Genomic DNA, 19,927 nt, shown 5'->3' with positions numbered 1-19,927 from the left:
CACGTCAGCGACCGCCGTGCCCCCCAATTGAACCCGGCGATGGCCCGACCGTGTCAGTAAGGAGCGCCACTGTAAAGAGGTTCTCGCCCGCCCCGGCTCTTCCAGGACGGGCGAGGACCGTCGGCTGCTACCACATGACGGGGAGCCGCTCGGGCATCCGCTTCATGAACCCGGTCCGCCATACGAGCTGTTCGACGGGGACGGCGAGCTGCAGGTCCGGCATCCGCTCCAGCAGGACTTCCAGGGCGATCTCGGTGTGCTTCTTGCCCAGCGCGGTGGCCGGGCAGTAGTGCTGGCCGCCGCCGAACGACAGATGCGCCGCGGTGTTCTCACGGCCGAGATCCAGTCGGTGCGGATCGGCGAACACCTCGGGGTCGAAGTTGGCGCCTTCGACGAGCACCAGGACCAGTTCGCCCTTCTTGACCTCCACATCCCCGAGCAGGACGTCCTCGAGGGCCAGCCGCGGCAGACCGTCACCGATCGACAGGTTGATCCGCAGCAACTCGTCGACCGCCGCAGGGATCCTGCTGGGGTCCTCGCGCAGTTCGGCCCAGGTCTCGGGGTGCTGGATGAGGGAGAACACCGCCATCGTCAGGAACGCCGAGGTCGAGATCACCCCCGCGCCGAACATCGTCACGCCGACCGTGGCGAGCATCTCGTCCGTGAGGTGGTCGTACTCCGGGTCCTTGCGCAGCGCGGCGATATCGGCCATCAGCCCGGTCGTCGCCGGGTCGTCCAGGCGCTCCACCATGTACGCCATGTCGCGGTCCCAGTTGAGCTTCGCACCGCTGACGGGGCAGGCGGAGTTCATGAACGCGATGTCCAGACTCGCGGCCAGCCGGGGAGCGTCGGCCTGCGGAATGCCCAGGATGCGGCAGTGCATCGCCTCCGAGTACGGATTGGAGAACTGCGCCCGCAGATCCACCGGAGCGCCCTGCGCCCGCAGCCCGTCGACCAGCCCGGCCGCGTGCGAACGCATCCAGTCCAGCAGGCCGTCGGCCTTCGGGTTGATGGCCTTGAGCACCGCTTTGCGAAGCCCCGCCCCCGTGATGTTGCCCATGTTGTTGACGACCTCGGGCGGGATCGTCAGGGCGTACTGCCTCGGCGCACCCGGCATCGAGGTGTCCTTGAGGCTGAACCGGGTGTCCTCCAGCACCTGCTTGCACAGGGCATGGGAGGAGACCAGCCACGCCTCGTCGCCGGCGATCGTCCGGACCCGCTTGACGGGCTCCTTGCGCAAGGCGTCGATCTCGTGCGGCAGTTGATCGCCGCGCCAGGAGAACGGGAAGTCGAGCAGCGTCCCGGCCTGCGGGTCGAGCAGCGTCTCAACGGACATCGGGGTCTCCTTGTGCGGGTGTGACGATGGCATGGCCCTGGTTGCGGGAGGCTCGCAGTCCGAATCCGCGCGAGTAGAGAAGTTCGGCCATCGGCAGGAGCTGGTGGTAGCAGTTGAGGGAGGAGGGAACCTCCAGGATGGCGGGGGTGTCCAGGAACAAGGGGGCCTCCGCGCATACGTACTTGAGGCATACTTCGCGCTGCCGCTCGGTGCTGGCCTTCCCGTCCAGGACTTTGGACGTGAGGAACGAGTCCACGAGCGTGTCGCAGGTCCTGCGGAACTCCGGATCGGTGTCCAGAAGAGCCCAGAGGCGGTCGTGGATTCTCCGGTAGGCCGGGATGTCCAGGAAATCCGACATGGCGTGGGCTCTGAGCCTCCCCCCGTAGGAGGCGGCTTCCACGGCATTGGTCACCTTGGCCCGCACGCCGCGCAGATTCTTGACGGCTTTGCGCCGGGCATCATCGGGCGTATAGCCGGATGCCTCGTACATCTCGGCGACATGGAGGTCGGTATAGACGAAATCGACCTGCCGGAAGTTGTCGATGCCCCATCGGGCGAGATCCGTGATGCGCTGCGCAGAGAAGTAACTGTTTCCCGGCGACACACCGATAACGGCATGGTCGCCCTCGGCGCGGATCACCTGGCAGTGGGAGGTGTAGGGCTGCACCTCGAAGACTTCGGCCGCTGTCGCAACCGGTGTGCAGGACTGAATCTCGAAGATTTCGGTCGCTGTCGTCAACTGGAGAGCGTCCTTCGGTGTCGCTAGTCCCGGGGAGCCTTGTGCTCCTGGTGTGGCGACAATGCGAGAAGTTAGTGCCCGGCCACGGAGAGTGTCAACGGGGGATCCGGTTCGCGAGATGAACATGAATGGGACATGACGTCGCCTTGTATCAACACACCATGAGGGGCGGTGAATTGCTGAGGATTCTCCGATTGATGGGGCGTCACCTCCGGGGTGGTCGGGCCATGGCGGTCGTTCAATGACGTGACCCTGTCGATTCCCGGCCACGGGAGGGCGGGGCGGGAACGGATTGCGCCGCCTGCCGGTATTTCCGGAGGTCTCCCGGGTTGTTGCTACCATAGGAGAACGATGGTTCTCGATATGCGGGGAGATGGGTGGAAGTGCTGAGTCCCGAGCTGGCCGAGGCGCGTGTCCTGGACGCGGCCGAGGCGCTGTTCTACGACCGCGGGATCCAGCTGGTGGGGATGGACGAGATCCGGTCCACCTCCGGTGTCTCCCTGAAGCGCCTGTATCAGCTGTACCCCTCCAAGGGGGACCTGGTCGAGGCGTACCTGCGGCGGCGGGACGAGGCCTGGCGGCGCCGGCTGGCCGAGTACGCCGATGCCCGGCCGTCGCCGCGCGAGAGCCTGCTGGCGGTCTTCGACTGGCTCCACGACTGGTTCGACGAGCCGGACTTCCGCGGTTGCGCCTTCATCAACTCGTTCGGTGAACTCGGCGCGACCTCGCCGGAAGTGGCCGCCATCGCCCGCGCCCACAAGGACGCCTTCCGGCGGTATCTCGCCGATCTCGTGGCCGCCGCCGGCGAACCGGCCTGGGTCGCCGATCACGTCGCCCTGCTGGCCGAGGGCGCCATCACCACGGCCGCGATCTCCGGCTCTCCCCAGCCCGCCCGCCAGGCAAAGGACGCGGTGCGCATCATCCTCGAATCCACCGGCGGCCCCCGCCCCGCCTGACCGGCGACGGCGAGTGGCCCCGCCGGGGCTCGGCGGGGCCCTCCTCGGACGGTGAAGGCCGTCCGGGCGGGCGGCGTCAGAGAGAGATGCGGCGCTCGTCGGCGGTGATGGCGAGGTCGTTGATGCTCGCGTAGCGGCGCCGCATCAGGCCGTTCTCGTCGAAGTCCCAGTTCTCATTGCCGTAACTGCGGTACCACTGGCCCTGGTCGGTGTGCCATTCGTACTCGAAGCGCACCGCGATGCGGTGGTCGGTGTAGGCCCAGAGTTCCTTGCGGAGCCGGTAGTCCAGCTCCCGCTCCCACTTGGCGCGCAGGAACTCCACGATCTCGGCCCGGCCGGTGATGAACACGTCGCGATTGCGCCACTCGGAATCCTCGGTGTACCCGAGCGAGACCCGCTCCGGATCACGGCTGTTCCAGGCGTCCTCGGCGGCCCTTACTTTCTGCTGGGCGCTCTCGGCGGTGAACGGCGGCAGTGGCGGCCTCTGCTCGGACATGATGTATCCCTTCCCATGGGAGAACCAGCGTTCTCCTCACTTCGCAGCTTAGGAGAACGCTGGTTCTCGCGCAAGGTCCGGCCTGGTTGGCGAACGGTTCGCCCGGCCTGGGCGCCTATCGTCGCCGGCGCCGCGCGGGGGCGAAACGGTCACCCTCCATGGTCAGGCGGACCGCGCCGAACCCGTGGCGCTGGTGCTCGGCGACCCCGCCGCGGCCGGCGCGCTCAGCTCAGTCGGTCGAGAACGTCGGGCCACCATTCGGGCCTCTCCCGCCAGGTCCGCCAGCTGTCACCACTGTCCAGGACCGCATGCAGGGCCCCTTCAAGGTCGAGTGCCTGCCGCCCGGCGACCTCCCGCACGATCACGACAGCCGCCATCAGGCCGTCCCAGCCGCCTCCCGCGAGGTGCCCGAGGGCCGGCGCAGGGTCGTTGCCGGCGGTCGCACGGGTCGACTCGATCAGTGGTCCCAGCCAGCGGACCCATCGGTCGTACGTGTCCTCGCCGGGTGGTTCCGAGGCGGTGAGCAACGGCGTCAGAGCCCGCAGGAGCCGGTCCCGGTACTCCGCGGCGGTTCCCGCCACCTGTGCATACTCGGCCGTGAAGTGCTCCCAGCCCTGCTCGACGGCCAGTGTCTCGGTCCACGAGGAGCTGGGAGGCCGCAATCCCTCGACGCCGGTCAGGACGAAGGTGTTCCGAACCAGTTCGTACGGCGGAGGAGCGCTCTCGGCCAGCAACACGGCGTCGTACAGGTCCTTGCCCTGCGGGTGGAGGTCGGTGATGAGCCACAGGAGCTTCCACGCAAGTGACAGAGCCGGCGACGCGGCCCAGAGACGGCAGCCGGGACCGTCTCCCAGCGGCAGGAGCTCGGTGAGCTCCGCCGGGGCCGGCAGGGTCTCGTTGAACACCAGGTCGAGCTGAACGGTCCCGCCGGCGCATCCGGGCGCCGTCCAGGGCAGGAGCATGCGACGACCGGGCACCCGGTCGTAGGTCCAGATCTCCTCGGTGATCATGCTGTCCGCATGGATGCGGACGGCGCTGTCGGCGCCGGCGGCCGCCGCGTCCCGCGCGATTCCGAAGAACAGTTCCGTGGTGCGCGGTTCGTCCAGCCGCCAGTCCTGAGGGACGACGACGAAGTCCAGGTCGCCCGGGTCGCGGGCCGCTTCCTTGAACCACGTGGCCATCAACACGCTGCCGCGCAGCACCAGATGCTGTGTCCAGGGACCGTTCGCGATCGAGGCGAGCACGACATCGAGCACGGTCCTGCGCGCCTGATGCCAGATCCGCCCCGCCTCCTCGTCCGCGAACCGCGGCTCGCCCGCCCGGTACGCGTTGGAGAACTGCTTCAGAGCGGGCTCGAAGACCAACGACTGGCTCATTCCGTCGGGCGACGCCAGCAAGGTTCGGGGGAAGTCCCCGCGGAGCCGGGTCTCCTCGTCGAGAGGGGAGTGCGGAATATCGACAGGGCTGCCCCGCAGCTGTGCCCAGTCGTCGGCGCTGTCCGTCGGTGACATCAACGTGAGACCTCCTGAGATATCCAACCGTCGTCCAGAGAGAGGTTGGTGTCGTGCAGGACGAACTCCCGCTCCACCTCGAGCACATGGGAGTCGGCTGCGTTCAGATCGTGGAGCAGCGCGGTCAGCCGCCGTTCGGCAGTGCCTCGACCGACGCCCCGGCACCGCTGAGTGATGAAGCGCTCCTCCAGGCCGTCCTCGCGAACACGTCGGGCGTTCCATGAGACGTGCGCGATGTGGGGGCGGGCCAGCCGCTCCAGCAGCAGCCGGTCGTGCCGGGTGGGAAGCAGCAACTTCACATGGTGCTCGAAGTACAGGTCGGGTTCGAGAGCGGCGGCCGCGACGTCGTCCTGCGGCACCCCGGCGGCCCAGGGGACGGCCTCCGTCTTGATCCGGACGGCCCGGTAGCCGTCCGCCGCCAGTTCGGACGCGACGCCGGTGGCGTTCTCCACGTGTTCCGTGGCCGATCCCTCGCCCCGGAGGTTCAGCATGGGCTGGGAGCGGGTCCGGCCACGGGCGAGCACGATATGGGCGAAACTCAATCCGCGGTACGCGGCCCAGTCCGCCAGCCGGGCGATCCCGGTCCCGGCAGCCGGGCATGCCACCGTGATGTGTGTCTCCAGGGCGCCGCGGACGTAGGGAACCGACGCCACGGCTTGGTGATGCTGCTGACCGGACATCCCTGGACGATGACAGGCCGGTGTCCGGACAGCCAGCCGATATCGGCGCGGCACGCACTTCGGTCCGCCCCGCGGGACTGCCGGCAGTCCCACCGACGCGAACCTTCGACCCCTTCGGTCTACTGCTGCGCTTTCCTCGCCACGTAGATGGTGTTGGTCGCCGTTCCTTCCTGCAGCGGATTGTCGAAGTGGACGACGTGGGCCTCCGGTTCCGCGAAGACCTCCGCGAGGACGGAGTTGAACTCCTCGTCCGGCGGGTCGTTCGACCAGAGGGCGAAGACACCGTCGGGGTGGAGCCGATTGGCGAGGGAACGCAGTCCGGCAGGCCGGTAGAGCGCCGCGTGCCGCGGGTGCAGGACGTGGCGCGGTGAGTGGTCGACGTCCAGCAGGATGGCGTGGAAGCGGCGGTCCGGTGTGCGGGGGTCCAGGCCGGTGGAGTCGCCGACCATCGCGAAGAAGTCGCCCTGGACCAGACGGCAGCGGGGGTCGGATGCCAGCCCGGCACCCAGCGGGACCAAGCCGCGCCGGTGCCAGTCGATCACCTCGCCGAGCGTGTCGACGACGATGAGTGAACGCACCCGCGGGTCGTCCAGCGCCGCCCGAGCGGTGTACCCGAGGCCGAGGCCGCCCACGACGACATCCAGTTGGGCGTCGTCCGGAAGGGGTGCGAGTCCGAGCCGGGTGAGCGCGATCTCGCCCGCGGTGAAGAGGCTGGACATCAGGAACTCGTCGCCGAGCTTCACCTCGTACACCTCCTCGCCGGACACAGGGTCACGTCGGCGCCGCAGACTGATGTCGCCCATCGGCGTGGGCTGCCAGTCGATCTCCTCGAAACGCGCGCTCATCCGTTCGCCCTTCTGGTGCCGGGCTGGCGGGAGAATGCCCGGCAAATCCGAAACGCCCACTCTCTCATGGCAAGGGACCTGACTCTGTCGTGTGGCGAGGGATCAACATGGTCCCGATGGGAGCGATGATTCCGGAGCGGCGCCGCAGTCTTCATTGCCGTACACCCGGAGCGAGGAAGAGGAGCGAGTCCCATGCGCATCGTCATCAGTGAGTTCATGAGCCTGGACGGCGTCGTACAGGCGCCCGGCGGTCCCGAGGAGGACACCGACGGCGGGTTCGCGCACGGCGGCTGGTCGCACCCGTTCTTCGATCCGGAGGTGGTGGGGGGTGCCTTCTCCGACGCGTTGACCAAGGCTGAGGCGCTGCTGTTCGGGCGCAGCACGTGGCAGACCATGGCCGCGGCGTGGCCCGAGCGGGCGGGCGACCCGTTCGCCGATCAGATGAATGCCATTCCGAAGCACGTCGTGTCCGGGACGCTCAAGGACGACGACCTGACATGGAGCAACACCACACTCATCCCCGGCGATCAGGCGGTCTCCCGTATCCGGGAGCTGCGGGACGCCGAGGGTGGCGACCTGCTGGTCATGGGGAGCCCGACGCTCGCGCGCACCCTTCTGGGTGAGGGCCTGATCGACGAACTCCGCCTCATGATCATGCCGGTGCTTCTCGGCGGAGGTAAGAAGATCTTCCTTGACGACGGTGTACTGCGCACGCTCGAGTTGGTGTCCACCGCCATCAGTGACGCGGGCGTGCACGTGTGCACCTACCGGCCGGTTGCCGGGCGGTAGCGCAAGGTCGGCTCGGATCGGCCAGGCTCGGATCTGGTCGGACAGGCGAGCGACGGCGCGAGCGCGCCCCCAAGTGCGGTATGCCCGGCCAGGTTCGGGCATGCCGCACAGCCGTCTGCCGGATGCGTGTGAGACGTTGACAACGAGCACCGGAACCCGGATCAGGGGGACCGGACCGGCGGTTGCAGCATCGCGCCGGCGCACCAGGGCAGGAGGGCTTGACGTGAGTCTGACGGGGACATCGTTCTGGGTCGTGCTCATCATCGTGACGCTGCTGATGGTCATCGGCACGATGCTCCTGTGGGCGAGGATTCCCGGACCGCGCCTGGTGCGGGCACTCACCCGGCTGGTCATGATTCTGCTGTGCCAGCTCACCGCGATCTCGGTGGTGGCCGTATGGATGAACAACAGCTACGGCCTCTACTCGTCCTGGGACGACCTGCTCGGCACCCCCGACAACAGCAACACCATCGCGATGCCCGGCCCGCCCGTGACCCGCGCCCAGTTCAACCGCAGCGACAACGGGATTCTGGACACCTACTTCCATGGAACGCACTCCAAACTCTCCGGGCAGGTCATCGTCTGGACCCCTCCGCAGTACGACGATCCCACGTTCCGCTCCACCCGCTTCCCCGTCCTGATGCTGCTGCACGGAGTGCCGGGATCACCTCAGTCGTGGCTGGAGCACGGCGGTATGCCCGACGCCTTCCAGAAGATGGTGGACGCCCACCAGTCACATCCGTTCATCCTGGCCATGCCGGTGATCAACCCGGGCAGCGTCGATACGGACTGCAGCGATGCGCCGGACCGCAAGGTCGCCACCTGGCTCGCGGCGGACGTCCCTGAGTTGCTGCGGGAGAAGTTCCGTACGGTGCCCGGTCCCCACGGCTGGGGGGTGATGGGGTTCTCCACCGGCGGTTACTGCGCCGCGAAGCTCCCGCTGCAGTACCCACGGGTGTTCGGCGCCGGCGCCGCGCTCGATCCCGACCCGCTGACCGGCGACCCGTCCGTCCTGCCCGACCCGGCCCTGCGGGAGCGCAACAGCCCGACCCACCTGGTCGCGGGCTCCGGAGCGGACGTGGGGATCTTCCTCGCGACCTCGGCGCAGGACCGCGACAGCCCGCCGGCCTCCATCGAGCAGTTCGTCCGTGCGGCTCAGGGCAGCAAGGTGCGGGTGAAGACCATGCTGCTCGCGACCGGTGGTCACAACTACGGCACCTGGATCAGCGAGTACCCGGCAGCGATCGGCTGGCTCAGCCAGCAACTGGCCGGCCCGCAACCGGCTCCGTCGCCGAAGAAATAGCCGGTAGCCGCGAGCGACACAGGCGGCGCCACCCCGGCGCATGACAGGTCGAGCGGGCAGGAGCCTCAGCTGCGGTGGCGGAGGTCCAGCATGTAGAAGACCTTGTCGTAGCGGCGTTCACCGACGGCGACGAAGCCAGGGAGGCGGCCGTACTCCGTGAAGCCCAGCGACCGGTAGAGGTGCAGGGCACCGCTGTTGTCGCCGCGGGCGTCCAGGGTGAGGACCTCGATTCCCGCCCGCCGGGCGTCGGAGATCAGGGCGGCGGTCAGCGTCCGGCCGACGCCACGGCCGTGGGCGGCTGCATCCACCGCGAGCTTCTCCAGGTCGGCGTGCGGCCGGTGGGTCGGTCGCACGTAGCGCAGCCAGTACCCCAACCCGACGAGCCGATGGCCGAGATAGGCCGCACGCAGTGCCCCGTCACCGGCGTGCACCGCGGCGACCACGTGATGGAGGAGTTCGGCCACTTCGTCGCGCGACGGAGGTTCGACCCAGCCGAGTGCGGCACCTCCACGGACGAGATCGGCCAGAATCCGATGGGCCGACTCGGCGAACCGGGCGTCCCGCTCCGGATCGGACGCCAGTTCCGTCACGTCGAGGACGACGGGCTCGGCGGCCCCGTCGTCGGTCATGGCCGTATTCATAGCAGGCAGCCTAGCCAGCCACCGGGCCCTCTGAGCATGGACAGCACCTACGCCGCCCACATCCTGCCCCCGCTCGTCGTCCTCGGGCTCGGCATCGGTCTGGTGATGGCACCGGCGATGAGTCTTGCCACCTCGGGTGTCGCCGCACACGATGCCGGAGTCGCCTCCGCCGCCGTCAACGCCATGCAGCAGATCGGCGGCTCTATCGGTACCGCATTGCTCAACACCCTCGCCGCCAGCGCCGCCACCGGCTACCTCGCCGGCAGGAACCCCGCCGACCCGGCAGTGCGCGGACAGGCCTTGCTGGAGAGCTACTCCACCGCCTACTGGTGGTCGGCGGGCTTCTTCGCCGCCGGGCTGCTCATCAGCGTGCTCCTCTACCGCCGGGGCGTCCCCGCCCAGGACGAGAACGCGGCACCGACCTTCCACATGTGGCAGCACCGAACCACGTTCCGGCGCGCCACCGTTCGTCGGTGGAGCGCTCAGTTCGTGAGGCGGGCCGGCAGCTCGGGGTGCTCCGCCGGCGGCCCGGCTACCGCCGTTCGGACGGGGTGATCGTCGCCGTGGCAGGATGTCCGGCACGAGCGCAGGACGGCACCGCGAACGAAGGACAGCATGATGACATCGGGCAGCGGTAACGCCTCGCGGGCCGTGCTGGCTACGTGGCCCACCCCGCTCGAACCCATGCCGCGGCTGGCCGCCGCACTGGGCCTCGGCCCGGACGACCTGTGGGTCAAACGGGACGATCTCATCGGCCTGGGCGGCGGCGGGAACAAGGTGCGCAAGCTGGAGTGGCTCTGCGGCGCGGCACACGACGCCGGGGCGACGGTGCTGGTGACCACGGGCGCTCCGCAGAGCAACCACGCGCGGCTGACCGCGGCTGCCGCCGCCAGGCTGGGGCTCGACGCCGTCCTCGTCCTCGTCGGCACACCCCGATCGCCGGGGTCCGGCAACCTCGTACTCGACGCCCTGTTCGGCGCGACCGTCGTATGGGCCGGTGATGTCGGCGCCGAGGCGCTCAAGGCCGCGGCCGAGCAGGTGGCCGAGAAATTGCGGGGGAGGGGCGCCGTTCCGGCACTCATCCCCTTCGGGGGTTCCAGCGTGGTGGGTGCGCGCGGCTACGTCGAATGCGGGCGCGAACTCCTCGCACAGGCCCCCGACCTGTCGACCGTCGTCACCGCACTCGGCTCCGGCGGCACGATGGCCGGCCTCGTCGATTCCCTGGGCTCCGCGCGAGTGCTGGGCGTCCACTGCGGCGCCGTCGCGGATCCGTCCGGCACCGTGGCCGAGCTCGTCTCAGGACTGAGCGGGGAACGCTGTGCGCCGGGGACCCTGCGGGTACGGCTCGACCAGGTCGGCGACGGCTACGGCACACTGACCGATGAGGTCATGGAAGCCCTGCTGCTGGCCGCCAGGACCGAAGGCATGGTGCTCGATCCCATCTACACGGGACGGGCGATGGCCGGCCTGATCGCGGCGGTCCGGGACGGCGACATCGTCCCCGGACACCGCACGGTCTTCCTGCACTCGGGCGGCCTGCCGGGCCTCTACGGCCATCCGCAGACGCTCGACAGAGCAGCGGCCGCACTGACCATCGGAACGATCAGCGGATGAGGACGAGTGTCGCGCGGCAGGCCGTCGAGTTGGTCGTCGACAGGGCCCTCGAGCATCGCTCTCGCAGGGGTCCTCATAGTAATGTGCTGGTTGCTGAGTGGCTGCGGCACGATGCGCGCCGACGGCGGCGCGACCAGCACACGAGAACCTTCCACCGCGGAATCCCCCATTTCCTGGACGCTGGCGGCCCCGATGGCCGTGAACGGGGTGAGCGTCGCCGCCGACGACCGTACCCTCCAGCTGGATGTCCAGGTGCCGGCCGGGACGAACTGCACCCGCGGGCTCAAGGCCGCCGTCGACACCGTGGAGAACGGCGTCATCTATGTGAAGGTGATCTTCGAGTCCAGCAGCATGGACCGTCGCTCGGGATGTACGCACGACGAGCGGGCGCTGACGTCCGTTCGGCTGCCGGTGTCCGTCGTCGGGCACCGGGTCATGGTCAACAGCTCCGACGTCTTCACCCTGTCCGGCGCCACCCGCCCGGCCCTGCGCAAGTGCGGCAAGCTCGGCTGCGATCCGGCACCCACCGGCTGCACGAGCGCCTCGTACCAGCAGGCGATGCTCACCGCCGACACCCCGCAGCACACCTACTGGGACGACCTCGGCTGCGACGGCCACTGGCTCGTCCTCGAACTCTCCACCCGTATGGGACCCGCCTGCGGTGACGTGTCCTCGGGCTGCACCGAGAGTGCGCTGACCACCCGGTGGTCCTTCCGGGCCGCGCCCGACGGATGGCACGCCCTGGGCACTTCCGATGCAGCCGGATGCGCGGGCGTTCTGCGGATGAGCCCGGCCTTTCCCGAGGCCCTGTGCCGTCATCTCCCGGCGCTGAAGCGCTGAGTCCTCAGGAGGCCGGGCCGGCGGGCGGGGTGCCGGTGATCGCCGCGCGGTAGAGGTCCTGGGTCGCGGCGCCGAAGTAGGCGCTGTAGGAGACCTTGGGGGTGTTGCCGCCGGTGTGGTAACCGCCGATGACCCCGATCACCGCCCAGCCGCCCGGCCACGGCACCAGCATCGGCCCGCCGCTGGTTCCGCCCACGAACGCGTCGCACGCGATGCGCGGGAAGGTACCGGGGTCGGCCGGATCATCGCTGACCCACTTGGTGGTCCAGCTCCAGCACTGCAGCGGCTTGGTCGCACCCGCCGGATACCCGATCATCCGTACCGGGGCGTGGTAGTACCCGGTCCCGGTGAGCAGCCGCACCCCGCCCACCGCGTCCTGCAGTCGCGTCCCGTCCTGGTTGGGCTCGGTGACCGCGAAGCCGAAGTCGTACGCGGCTCCCGCGTGCTCGCCCAGGTCGTAGTACTGCTGCGCGACGTAGACGCCGTTGCTCGCGACGGGGAAGACACCGAACGGCTTGAGCCCGTCGTGGTACTGCGGCACGAAGGCCAGGTTGCGCCGGGGGGAGGTGCCGGAGTAGCCCTTCAGACAGTGTCCGGCACTGAGTACCAGGTCACGCCCGGGACTGCGCACCACGGATCCGCTGCAGGTACGTCCGGTACCGGTGGCGTCGGTCCAGAAGAAGGTGCCCGCCTGGGGAATGCCGTCGAAGCTCCGGCTGGGCGGAATGTACTCACCCGGCCGGGGCCCGTCCACGGTGGGGGAGACGCTATGGGTCGACGAGCCGGTCCCGGGACCGTTGCCCGGTTCGCCGCGCAGCGCGTCCGCCATCCGGGCCGGGCTCCAGTACGCGTCGAGCTGGACGGCGGCCGGGTTCGGCCGTGCCGGGCCGCCCGTGGCGGACGCCGACGGGGCCAGCCCGCCGCAGAGCAGCAGCGCTGCCACGGACGCGGCGGCGTTTCGGATGACTCGGGTCCTACGCACCATCAGTTCCCCTCCGGTCGTACGCATATGACGGCTCACCATAAGCGCGCCCATGGGGCTGTGCGCCAGACGGCGTGCGGCGGCGTCCCGCTCTTCGACCTGAACAGCGGGAGGTGATCAGGTCGGCCCGGAGCCGGTGCCGTCCGATCGGCGAGGACGGCGTCCCGTAAGATCACCTGACCATGGACCCGAGTGCAGGAACCGAGTTGGTCGCCATCCCGCCGGGACGGGTGACGCTGTCGGACCGGCGGACACAGCGCAGTTGGTCGGTGGAGGTCGCGCCGTACGAGCTGGCGGCGTTCCCCGTCACCCAGGCGCTGTACGCAGAGATCACCGACCGGCGTCCGAGCGCCGCCCAGGGTGACCGGCTGCCCGTCGAGAGCGTCTCCTGGTGGGACGCGGTCCGGTTCTGCAACGCCCTGTCCCAGCGCGACGGTTTCACCCCCGCCTACCACCTCCACGCCGACGGCGAGGGCATCGAATGGGACGCATCCGCCGACGGTTACCGGCTGCCGACCGAGGCCGAGTGGGAACACGCCTGCCGCGCGGGTACGGAAGGACCCCGTTACGGTCCGTTCGACGAGATCGCCTGGTACCGCGGCAACTCGGACGAGCGGGTCCATGACGTGGGCGGTAAACAGCCCAACCCGTGGGGACTCCACGACATGCTCGGCAATGTCTGGGACTGGTGCTGGGACGTCTACGACCCCGAGGTCTACGGCACGTACCGCGTGCTTCGCGGCGGTGGCTGGTTCGACGAGCACTGGAGCTGCCGCGCCTCCGCGCGCCGCCGCAGCCACCCGACCTTCCAGGTCGACGACGTGGGGTTCCGCGTCGCCCGTTCCGGCGTGCACGCGCTTCCGGCGTGACCGCCTGAAATGGTGCCGTGTCGGTCGCAGCCGCGCGTTGGCGACGGCGACCGACACGGTTCGACCACCTGATGCGGCGGAGGGTCAGGCGGCGGCGCAGGCGGTGACGGCAGCGGCGGTCGCGGTGGTGGACGCGGCGCGGGCCACCGGGTCGGTGAGCATCGCCGGGGCATGGTTCGCCGATGCACGGCGCGTTCGGGACTGTCCGCGGAACGGGTGCACGCGGGTTGAGTCCGTGGGCCGTCTGCGGAGGAACACCCGGTCAGGGCACGTGGGAGAGGAACACGGACGGAAATCGGACATCGGTCCGAATACTCAGCCACTCCGTAGGCGCGCCCCAACCCTCCGGCCTACGGTGCAGCACCAAGGCCGGACAGGACCTAGCTGTATTGATCACGAGCGTTGTTGACAGTGGTGGGTCTTGAACATGGCGAAGACCTCCGGTGTGGTGGAGCTGTCTAGGACTGCACCACTCGGAGGTCTTCGTGTCCCACCGTAATGCCCGGCTGACCGTTCATGGCAGACGGCTTCTCATCGAACGTGTCGTATCCGGCCGTCCGGTCGCTCATGTCGCGGCGGAGATGGGGATCTCGCGGGCCACGGCCCACAAGTGGGTCCGCCGGTGGCGCGCGGAGGGCGAGGCGGGGCTGCACGACCGCTCCAGCCGCCCGCACACGACCCCGCACCGCACGCCGGCCGCGGTCGAGGCGAGGGTGTGTGCACTGCGGCAGGCCCGCAAGCTGGGACCGGCCCGGATCGGACCGATCCTGGGCCTGCCCGCCTCGACCGTCCACCGGATCCTGACCCGTCACCACCTGCACCGCCTCGCGTGGCTCGACCGGCCCACCGGCACCCTCATCCGCCGCTACGAACGCGAACGGCCCGGCGAACTCATCCACATCGATGTCAAGAAGCTCGGCCGGATTCCCGACGGCGGCGGTCACAAGGTCCGGGGCCGTGAGGCTGGGCGACCCATCCGCGGCATGGGCTTCGACTACGTCCACTCCGCCGTCGACGACCACTCACGCCTGGCTTACAGCGAGATCCACCCCGACGAGAAAGTCGCGACCTGCGCGGGCTTTCTGGCCCGCGCGGCCGCGTTCTTCCACCAGCACGGCATCGACCGGATCGAACGGGTTCTGACCGACAACGCCTGGTCCTACCGCAAGGGCCTGGCCTGGAAGGCCGTCCTGGCCGACCTCGGCGCGACCGGAAAACTCACCCGCCCCTACCGACCTCAGACCAACGGCAAAGTCGAGCGCTTCAACCGCACCCTCGCCGACGAATGGGCCTACCTACGGCCCTACACCAGCAACGACGAGCGAACAGCCGCTCTGCCAGACTTCCTCCACACCTACAACCACCACCGCGGCCACACCGCACTCGGCGGAAACCCACCCATCACCCGCGCAAACAACCCTGCGGGTCAATACACCTAGCCCCACTCCTCCGAGCCGCCCCCGCGCCAGCTCACCTGTGACTCGTCCGCGGTGTCCAGGTCGTCGAAACCCGCGCGCCGGGCGAACTCGACGACATCCGCGACGGAGTACGCCTTGCCGACGTTCACCTTGTTGATCCAGACACGACGGAAGGGCCTGTCGGCATGGTGGACATCCCACACGATGACCGACGGCGTCGCGAGCCGCGCGCCCGGGTCCATGCATCCAGGCTGCGCCTTCGCCGGGCGATGCGCACCTCGGGCGTCCGGAAGTCCCTGGATCCCGCGCCCCACCTGCCAGTAAGTTGATCAGATGCGTCTGACGAAATACGGCCACGCCTGTGTGCGCCTCGAAATCGGTGACCGAGTGCTCGTGATCGACCCGGGCACCTTGTCCGAGGGGGAGGCACTGACCGGCGCCACGGCCGTGCTCATCACCCATGAGCACGAGGACCACATCGACGTCGACAAGCTCAAAGCGGCCCGTGAGAGCAACCCTGAGCTGACCGTCCACACCCACGCCGCCCTGGCCGCGAGCCTCGGGGCCGGCGTGACCGGAGTCGCCGTCGGGGACACCTTCACCGCGGCCGGATTCAGTGTGCGCGCCGTCGGCGGCGAGCACGCCGAGATCGTCGACGGTCTGCCCGGCTGCACCAACATCGGCTTCATCGTCGACGGCCTCTACCACCCGGGGGACTCGATGTTCGTCCCCGCGGAAGCGGTCGACACCCTGCTGGTGCCGATTTCCGGCCCGTGGGTGAAACTCGCCGAGGCCGTCGAGTTCGCCCGGGCGGTGGCGCCGGCGCGCGCGTTCCCCATCCACGAAGCCCATCTGAGCGCCATCGGCCTGGAGAGCTTCGACTGGTGGATGGCCACGAAGGGCGGGACCGACTATGCGCGCATCCCGCTGGGGGAGTCCGTCGACCTCCCGTAGTCCGTCGGCCTCCGTAGTCCGGCGCGGGACCGCGATCCGGTGACCGCTAAGGCTGGTACACGTACGGCGTGGTGGTGGTCAGGGCCGTGAACCCGAGGTTCCGCAGGATCGGGCGGCTCTGGTCGGAGGCATCGACCTGCAGATAGCGATAGCCGAGCTCGGCGGCGATGTGGGCCCGATGGGCGACCAGCGCCCGGTAGATGCCCCGGCCCCGCCACGCGGCCACCGTGCCCCCGCCCCAGAGCCCGGCGAAGTCGGTGCCCGGATGCAGTTCCATCCGCGCGGCGCACACCGGCAGGTCACCGGCCATCGCGAGGACCATGCTGAAGGTCTCGGGCCTTCCCGCCAGCTGGGAGTGCAGGCGGTGCCGAAGCCGGTCGGCGCTCGTCCCGAAGGCCTGTTCGTGGACGTCTGCCGCGAGATCCACGCCGGGCGCATCGGTGACCGGCCGCAACCGGATCCCCTCCGGTAGTGCGACGACGGTGGAGAGGTCGTCGGTCCGGGCGACCATCACGGTCTCCTCGGACTCGGGGGAGAACCCCGCAGCCAGCAGCCGCCCGGGAAGGTCACCGGGTCGGTCATGGCCGTACAGTTTCCATTCGAACTCGCGCCCCAGCGTGGTGAAGTGCCGGACCTGTGCCGCGATCGCCTCGTCCGCCGTGGTCCCGTCGAGATCGGACCAGACGACGCCGTTCCAGTCCTCGTTCCCGGCGCCGACCTGTCGCACCACGTCGCCGGTCCGCTCGATCCGCGCAGCGGGATCGTCCGGCCGCGCGTCCCGTCGCATCTGCCGGTCGAACAGGGCGAGTACCGCTTCGTGATCCATCGGCTCAGTCCATCATCGAACGGACAAAGGCGGCAACCGCGATTCTCCGGGATCCGGCTCCCGGTGCGCGCCGCGCGGTCGAACGAAGTCTCCTGACACGTCGGCCCGGCCCGGCTAGTGTGCGATCCCTAGATCCCAATGCTGATCCGAAGGGGCATGACATGACTTCCGTCGACGGATTCAAGCTGCTTGCCGAGGCACACAGTTACCTGCGCACGGCCGTGCTCGGAGTGCCGGAGGACGCCTGGGGGAACCCGACTCCCTGCGCCGAATGGACGGTTCGTCAGGTCCTCAACCACGCACGGCTCGACCAGCAGGCGCTCGTCATGCAGATCGCCGAAGTGGGCCCGCCGGCAGACCCCTTCGAGCCGGAGGACGCGCTCGGCGCCGACCCGGTCGGGCAGCTCGACGAGGTGCTGGCCGCGGCGACCGCCGCCTGGGTCTCGGTCGGTCGGGACGCCGAGAACGTACCGACACCCTTCGGCCCGATCCCCGCGTGGCAGGGAACCGGGACGGCCGCACTGGATGCCGCTGTTCACGCCTGGGACATCGCCAAGGCCACGGGCCAGGACCTGCCGCTCACGGCTGACCTGGCAGAGGGACTGCAGGTGATCGCCGATCTGATCGTCGATTTCATCCGGGACAACTTCCACAAGTTCGGGCCCGCCCTTCCGGCCCCGGAGGGGGCGACCGCCGCGCAGAAGTTGCTCGCGTTCACCGGCCGCGACCCCGAGTGGGCCCCGGCGGTGTAGTTCCCGGCCGTACCCGTGGTCCTCGAGGGATCCGACGATGCCGCGCTGCCCGGACCGCGGGTACCGTGGTGTCGTCGGGACCGCGGGAGCAGGGGGGCTTCATGCATTTCCCATTGACCGGATTATCCGGGACGAAATTGTCACCGCTGAGCGAGACCGAGGCGGAGGCCTTGCGCTCACTGCACAACGCTTGTACCCATCTGGAGCGTGAGCGGGGTTCGGCGTTGTCCCATGTCCTGCATCTGCGCGAGTCGGCCGCCGTCGTCGAGGACTACGTAAGGGGGATGGGCTTTCAGTACCACCCGCGCGCCCTGAACGAGCTCGGCGAGGCCGCGCTGGAGTACGAGCGCCAGGTGGAAGCCCTCATCTGGCGCTACGCCAGTGCGTACGCGGTACTGAGCATCACGCTTCTGGACCGGCTGGTGAGCAAAAAACCGCCACTCGACGCGGACACCGTTCACCAGCTCTGCCAGGAACCCATGCTCGGCCGGTTGCGCGCGGCCCTGTCGATCCCGTCGAGCCGGCTCATCGCGCCGTCGGACGGTGAACAGCAGGACGACGTACCCATCGGGAGCCATGCCCTGGCGGCGGTGGAGGAAGTCCGCACCCAGATCCTGCGCAGCGGTGAGAACTCAATGGACGAGCAGGCCCTCGACGCCAGCCGGTTGAGCGCCGTCCGTCCCGCCGATGTCACACCGTTCGGCCTGCCCCTCTCGTTCACCCTCTCCGTCGCCACCACGGCGTCGTGGGAGATCTACACCTACCTGAGCCAGGGCAGACACCTGCGATCGCCCTGAGGGCGGCCGGAGGCAGCGTGCCGGCCGTGCGGGGTACACGACCGGCCACGCTCCCGATGGCTTTCCCGTCAGTGCCCCAGCTCCTGGGGGCTAGCGGGACGGGCCGGCGACCGGGGAGGCCTCGCCGAGGTCGGCGCCGTGATCGGCGTCGCGCAGGGTGTCGCCGATGCCGCGCCAGTCCAGGCACATGACCGTCGCGTCGTCCTCCAGATGCCCATCGTGGGCGTGGATGACGTGTTCGATCAGGATGCGGGCGGCCTCGCGGGGGTGGAGGTCCTGGGTACGTTCGATGAGCTCGGGGAGGTCGATGTCGGTGGCACTGCGTTCCATCACCCCGTCGGTGAGCATCACCAGCCGGTCGCCCGCCCGGATGTCCAGGGACTGCATGGTGTAGGTGTGAGGGTTCTGGAACCCGAAAGGCATGTCCACGACCGGCTGCAGCTGTTCGACCTTGCCGTTGCGCAGGCGCAGCGGCCAGGGGTGGCCGGCGTTGATGAACTCGTTGCGCCCGTCGAGCAGACTGATGCGCAGCAGTTGTCCGGTGACGTAGCGGCCGCCGCTGTGCTCGACCACGGCCCGGTCGGCCTGTCGCGCCTGCTCGGCAAGGTCCGCGCCCTGTCGGCGGGCCCGGCGCAGGGCGCCGACCAGGAGGGTGGCCAGCAGTGCCGCCTGTACGTCGTGGCCCATCGCGTCGGTGACCGACAGCTGCACGTAGTCGCGGTCCATGACGTAGTCGAAGGTGTCCCCGCCGACGAACTCGGCCGGTTCCAGGGCGCCGGCCACGGAGAACTGCGCTGCCTCGCACGCCAGTGACGCGGGAAGGAGCCGGTGCTGGATCTCGGCGGCCAGGCTCAGCGGGGTGGTGCGCCGGCCCCACTGGTACAGGTCGGTGAACGGACGGTTCGCGATGATGATGTAGGCGAGGGCGTGCGCGCTCTGGCTGATCTCCTGTATGACCTCGGAGCCCGGGTGACCGGGAAGGTACAGCTCCAGGAGGCCGATGGCGTCTCCCCGGTTGGTCACCGGCGCGATCACCCGGGTCCAGATTCCGTCGCCCAGCTGCTCCACACGTGGGCGCTGGGTCCTGATCACCTCTTCGTACACGGTACCCGGCACGGCGATCGGGTCGGCGGGACGGTCGACGTCGATGCTGTCCACGGCCCCGAGCCGCACCACGGAACCGCCCGTGAAGTCGGTGATCAGGAAGGAGACCGAACGGGCGCCGAGCTGCTCGCGCAGTGCCGAGGCGATGACATCGACGGACTCCACCGGAGGCGCGGCCTCCGCTGCCTCCAGCGCTCTGCCCAGACCGTCGGATCTGCCGACCGGCATCGCAGTCCTCGCCCTCTTTCCGCGGTGCACTGCCGCTGTACGTGAATCCGCCGACCGTAGCGTAGACGCCGGAGCGGCCCCGTGACCCTGAGGCGCGACCGCGGGTCGCGTCCGGTGGCTCCTGGCGTCGTCCGAATGGCCTGATTCCGCTCCGCACTTCAAGGTCTGAACCATTGACCGCGTTCCTCGCAGACGCAATTCTGTTGCGGGCGGCTTACGGGCAGCTGAACCACGATCCGTATGGTGA

22 protein-coding genes and 1 pseudogene are annotated in these 19,927 nt (G+C 69.3%); 11 read left to right on the top strand and 12 right to left on the bottom strand.

What is annotated here, in order from left to right; genetic code table 11:
• Positions 1–127: 127 nt before the first annotated feature.
• Together C8250_RS04360 and C8250_RS04355 are read right to left on the bottom strand one after the other, a co-directional pair.
• Positions 128–1,336, bottom strand: a complete 1,209-nt coding sequence (locus C8250_RS04360; RefSeq protein ID WP_138351504.1) for a cytochrome P450 — start codon at positions 1,334–1,336, stop codon at positions 128–130.
• Positions 1,326–2,075 (bottom strand): tRNA-dependent cyclodipeptide synthase, encoded by a 750-nt coding sequence (locus C8250_RS04355; RefSeq protein ID WP_232485381.1) that lies wholly within the window; start codon positions 2,073–2,075, stop codon positions 1,326–1,328. Before C8250_RS04355 ends, C8250_RS04360 begins: the two co-directional genes overlap by 11 nt.
• A gap of 383 nt (positions 2,076–2,458) precedes the next feature.
• On the opposite strand from C8250_RS04355, the gene C8250_RS04350 reads away from it, so the two are divergent.
• A complete protein-coding gene (locus C8250_RS04350; protein ID WP_138351619.1) occupies positions 2,459–3,031 on the top strand; it encodes a TetR/AcrR family transcriptional regulator in 573 nt (190 codons plus the stop codon).
• A gap of 76 nt (positions 3,032–3,107) precedes the next feature.
• Here the strand turns inward: C8250_RS04350 and C8250_RS04345 are convergent, their stop codons facing one another.
• The 4 genes from C8250_RS04345 to C8250_RS04330 form a co-directional block, all read right to left on the bottom strand.
• Positions 3,108–3,527 (bottom strand): nuclear transport factor 2 family protein, encoded by a 420-nt coding sequence (locus tag C8250_RS04345; protein WP_138351506.1) that lies wholly within the window; start codon positions 3,525–3,527, stop codon positions 3,108–3,110.
• Positions 3,528–3,751: 224 nt separating this feature from the next.
• Positions 3,752–5,038, bottom strand: coding sequence for a nucleotidyl transferase AbiEii/AbiGii toxin family protein (locus C8250_RS04340; protein ID WP_138351507.1), 1,287 nt, complete (start codon positions 5,036–5,038; stop codon positions 3,752–3,754).
• The gene (locus C8250_RS04335; RefSeq protein ID WP_187144723.1) at positions 5,038–5,718 is read right to left on the bottom strand and encodes a hypothetical protein; all 681 of its coding nucleotides are present in this window, start codon (positions 5,716–5,718) and stop codon (positions 5,038–5,040) included. Before C8250_RS04335 ends, C8250_RS04340 begins: the two co-directional genes overlap by 1 nt.
• 119 nt (positions 5,719–5,837) lie before the next feature.
• Positions 5,838–6,563, bottom strand: coding sequence for a spermidine synthase (locus C8250_RS04330; protein ID WP_138351508.1), 726 nt, complete (start codon positions 6,561–6,563; stop codon positions 5,838–5,840).
• Between the two features lie 192 nt (positions 6,564–6,755).
• Between C8250_RS04330 and C8250_RS04325 the strand changes: the two genes are divergently transcribed.
• Positions 6,756–7,352 (top strand): dihydrofolate reductase family protein, encoded by a 597-nt coding sequence (locus tag C8250_RS04325; RefSeq protein ID WP_138351509.1) that lies wholly within the window; start codon positions 6,756–6,758, stop codon positions 7,350–7,352.
• A gap of 223 nt (positions 7,353–7,575) precedes the next feature.
• Complete coding sequence (locus C8250_RS04320; RefSeq protein ID WP_138351510.1) at positions 7,576–8,655, top strand: alpha/beta hydrolase-fold protein; 1,080 nt, start codon at positions 7,576–7,578, stop codon at positions 8,653–8,655.
• A 65-nt stretch (positions 8,656–8,720) separates the two neighbouring features.
• Here C8250_RS04320 and C8250_RS04315 read toward each other — a convergent pair whose 3' ends face one another.
• Positions 8,721–9,284, bottom strand: a complete 564-nt coding sequence (locus tag C8250_RS04315; RefSeq protein ID WP_138351511.1) for an N-acetyltransferase — start codon at positions 9,282–9,284, stop codon at positions 8,721–8,723.
• Positions 9,285–9,326: 42 nt separating this feature from the next.
• Here C8250_RS04315 and C8250_RS04310 point away from each other — a divergent pair.
• From C8250_RS04310 to C8250_RS04300, 3 genes and pseudogenes are all read left to right on the top strand, one after another.
• A pseudogene (locus C8250_RS04310) lies at positions 9,327–9,728 on the top strand (MFS transporter); the annotation flags it as partial.
• Between the two features lie 186 nt (positions 9,729–9,914).
• Entirely contained in the window at positions 9,915–10,910 is a 996-nt protein-coding gene (locus C8250_RS04305; RefSeq protein ID WP_138351620.1) for a pyridoxal-phosphate dependent enzyme, read from the top strand.
• Positions 10,911–10,991: 81 nt separating this feature from the next.
• The gene (locus C8250_RS04300) at positions 10,992–11,750 is read left to right on the top strand and encodes a hypothetical protein (RefSeq protein WP_138351512.1); all 759 of its coding nucleotides are present in this window, start codon (positions 10,992–10,994) and stop codon (positions 11,748–11,750) included.
• A 4-nt stretch (positions 11,751–11,754) separates the two neighbouring features.
• Here the strand turns inward: C8250_RS04300 and C8250_RS04295 are convergent, their stop codons facing one another.
• Positions 11,755–12,759, bottom strand: coding sequence for a hypothetical protein (locus C8250_RS04295; RefSeq protein WP_244808967.1), 1,005 nt, complete (start codon positions 12,757–12,759; stop codon positions 11,755–11,757).
• Between the two features lie 155 nt (positions 12,760–12,914).
• On the opposite strand from C8250_RS04295, the gene C8250_RS04290 reads away from it, so the two are divergent.
• Positions 12,915–13,601 (top strand): SUMF1/EgtB/PvdO family nonheme iron enzyme, encoded by a 687-nt coding sequence (locus C8250_RS04290; RefSeq protein ID WP_138351513.1) that lies wholly within the window; start codon positions 12,915–12,917, stop codon positions 13,599–13,601.
• Between the two features lie 84 nt (positions 13,602–13,685).
• On the opposite strand, the gene C8250_RS04285 is transcribed toward C8250_RS04290, so the two are convergent.
• Entirely contained in the window at positions 13,686–13,823 is a 138-nt protein-coding gene (locus C8250_RS04285; RefSeq protein ID WP_187144722.1) for a hypothetical protein, read from the bottom strand.
• A gap of 263 nt (positions 13,824–14,086) precedes the next feature.
• Here C8250_RS04285 and C8250_RS04280 point away from each other — a divergent pair, with 263 nt between their 5' ends.
• Positions 14,087–15,040 (top strand): IS481 family transposase, encoded by a 954-nt coding sequence (locus C8250_RS04280; protein WP_138351514.1) that lies wholly within the window; start codon positions 14,087–14,089, stop codon positions 15,038–15,040.
• On the opposite strand, the gene C8250_RS04275 is transcribed toward C8250_RS04280, so the two are convergent.
• Positions 15,037–15,261: a hypothetical protein gene (locus C8250_RS04275; RefSeq protein ID WP_203671839.1), complete on the bottom strand. Its 225-nt coding sequence runs from the start codon at positions 15,259–15,261 to the stop codon at positions 15,037–15,039. The genes C8250_RS04280 and C8250_RS04275 overlap by 4 nt on opposite strands.
• A gap of 91 nt (positions 15,262–15,352) precedes the next feature.
• On the opposite strand from C8250_RS04275, the gene C8250_RS04270 reads away from it, so the two are divergent.
• Positions 15,353–15,973 (top strand): MBL fold metallo-hydrolase, encoded by a 621-nt coding sequence (locus C8250_RS04270; protein ID WP_138351515.1) that lies wholly within the window; start codon positions 15,353–15,355, stop codon positions 15,971–15,973.
• Positions 15,974–16,019: 46 nt separating this feature from the next.
• Here the strand turns inward: C8250_RS04270 and C8250_RS04265 are convergent, their stop codons facing one another.
• Entirely contained in the window at positions 16,020–16,799 is a 780-nt protein-coding gene (locus tag C8250_RS04265; RefSeq protein WP_138351516.1) for a GNAT family N-acetyltransferase, read from the bottom strand.
• Between the two features lie 161 nt (positions 16,800–16,960).
• Here C8250_RS04265 and C8250_RS04260 point away from each other — a divergent pair, with 161 nt between their 5' ends.
• Positions 16,961–17,551, top strand: coding sequence for a TIGR03086 family metal-binding protein (locus C8250_RS04260; protein ID WP_138351517.1), 591 nt, complete (start codon positions 16,961–16,963; stop codon positions 17,549–17,551).
• 101 nt (positions 17,552–17,652) lie between these two features.
• Complete coding sequence (locus tag C8250_RS04255; protein WP_138351518.1) at positions 17,653–18,348, top strand: hypothetical protein; 696 nt, start codon at positions 17,653–17,655, stop codon at positions 18,346–18,348.
• A gap of 90 nt (positions 18,349–18,438) precedes the next feature.
• Here C8250_RS04255 and C8250_RS04250 read toward each other — a convergent pair whose 3' ends face one another.
• Entirely contained in the window at positions 18,439–19,680 is a 1,242-nt protein-coding gene (locus tag C8250_RS04250) for a SpoIIE family protein phosphatase (protein WP_138351519.1), read from the bottom strand.
• Positions 19,681–19,927 lie beyond the last annotated feature (247 nt).

Origin of the sequence: Streptomyces sp. So13.3, from assembly GCF_005860785.2 — a bacterium.
GTDB lineage: Bacteria > Actinomycetota > Actinomycetes > Streptomycetales > Streptomycetaceae > Actinacidiphila > Actinacidiphila fildesensis.
The sequence above is the reverse complement of the archived record's forward strand: the minus strand, read 5'-3'. Positions and strand labels throughout refer to the sequence as shown.

What these genes read in the sequence shown, in the direction of transcription:
- C8250_RS04360 (WP_138351504.1), bottom strand. Translation starts at nt 1,336, where the DNA reads ATGTCCGTTGAGACGCTGCTCGACCCGCAGGCCGGGACGCTGCTCGAC.
- C8250_RS04345 (WP_138351506.1), bottom strand. Translation starts at nt 3,527, where the DNA reads ATGTCCGAGCAGAGGCCGCCACTGCCGCCGTTCACCGCCGAGAGCGCC.
- C8250_RS04340 (WP_138351507.1), bottom strand. Translation starts at nt 5,038, where the DNA reads ATGTCACCGACGGACAGCGCCGACGACTGGGCACAGCTGCGGGGCAGC.
- C8250_RS04335 (WP_187144723.1), bottom strand. Translation starts at nt 5,718, where the DNA reads ATGTCCGGTCAGCAGCATCACCAAGCCGTGGCGTCGGTTCCCTACGTC.
- C8250_RS04330 (WP_138351508.1), bottom strand. Translation starts at nt 6,563, where the DNA reads ATGAGCGCGCGTTTCGAGGAGATCGACTGGCAGCCCACGCCGATGGGC.
- C8250_RS04325 (WP_138351509.1), top strand. Translation starts at nt 6,756, where the DNA reads ATGCGCATCGTCATCAGTGAGTTCATGAGCCTGGACGGCGTCGTACAG.
- C8250_RS04315 (WP_138351511.1), bottom strand. Translation starts at nt 9,284, where the DNA reads ATGACCGACGACGGGGCCGCCGAGCCCGTCGTCCTCGACGTGACGGAA.
- C8250_RS04305 (WP_138351620.1), top strand. Translation starts at nt 9,915, where the DNA reads ATGACATCGGGCAGCGGTAACGCCTCGCGGGCCGTGCTGGCTACGTGG.
- C8250_RS04300 (WP_138351512.1), top strand. Translation starts at nt 10,992, where the DNA reads ATGTGCTGGTTGCTGAGTGGCTGCGGCACGATGCGCGCCGACGGCGGC.
- C8250_RS04295 (WP_244808967.1), bottom strand. Translation starts at nt 12,759, where the DNA reads ATGCGTACGACCGGAGGGGAACTGATGGTGCGTAGGACCCGAGTCATC.
- C8250_RS04290 (WP_138351513.1), top strand. Translation starts at nt 12,915, where the DNA reads ATGGACCCGAGTGCAGGAACCGAGTTGGTCGCCATCCCGCCGGGACGG.
- C8250_RS04275 (WP_203671839.1), bottom strand. Translation starts at nt 15,261, where the DNA reads ATGGACCCGGGCGCGCGGCTCGCGACGCCGTCGGTCATCGTGTGGGAT.
- C8250_RS04270 (WP_138351515.1), top strand. Translation starts at nt 15,353, where the DNA reads ATGCGTCTGACGAAATACGGCCACGCCTGTGTGCGCCTCGAAATCGGT.
- C8250_RS04265 (WP_138351516.1), bottom strand. Translation starts at nt 16,799, where the DNA reads ATGGATCACGAAGCGGTACTCGCCCTGTTCGACCGGCAGATGCGACGG.
- C8250_RS04260 (WP_138351517.1), top strand. Translation starts at nt 16,961, where the DNA reads ATGACTTCCGTCGACGGATTCAAGCTGCTTGCCGAGGCACACAGTTAC.
- C8250_RS04255 (WP_138351518.1), top strand. Translation starts at nt 17,653, where the DNA reads ATGCATTTCCCATTGACCGGATTATCCGGGACGAAATTGTCACCGCTG.
- C8250_RS04250 (WP_138351519.1), bottom strand. Translation starts at nt 19,680, where the DNA reads ATGCCGGTCGGCAGATCCGACGGTCTGGGCAGAGCGCTGGAGGCAGCG.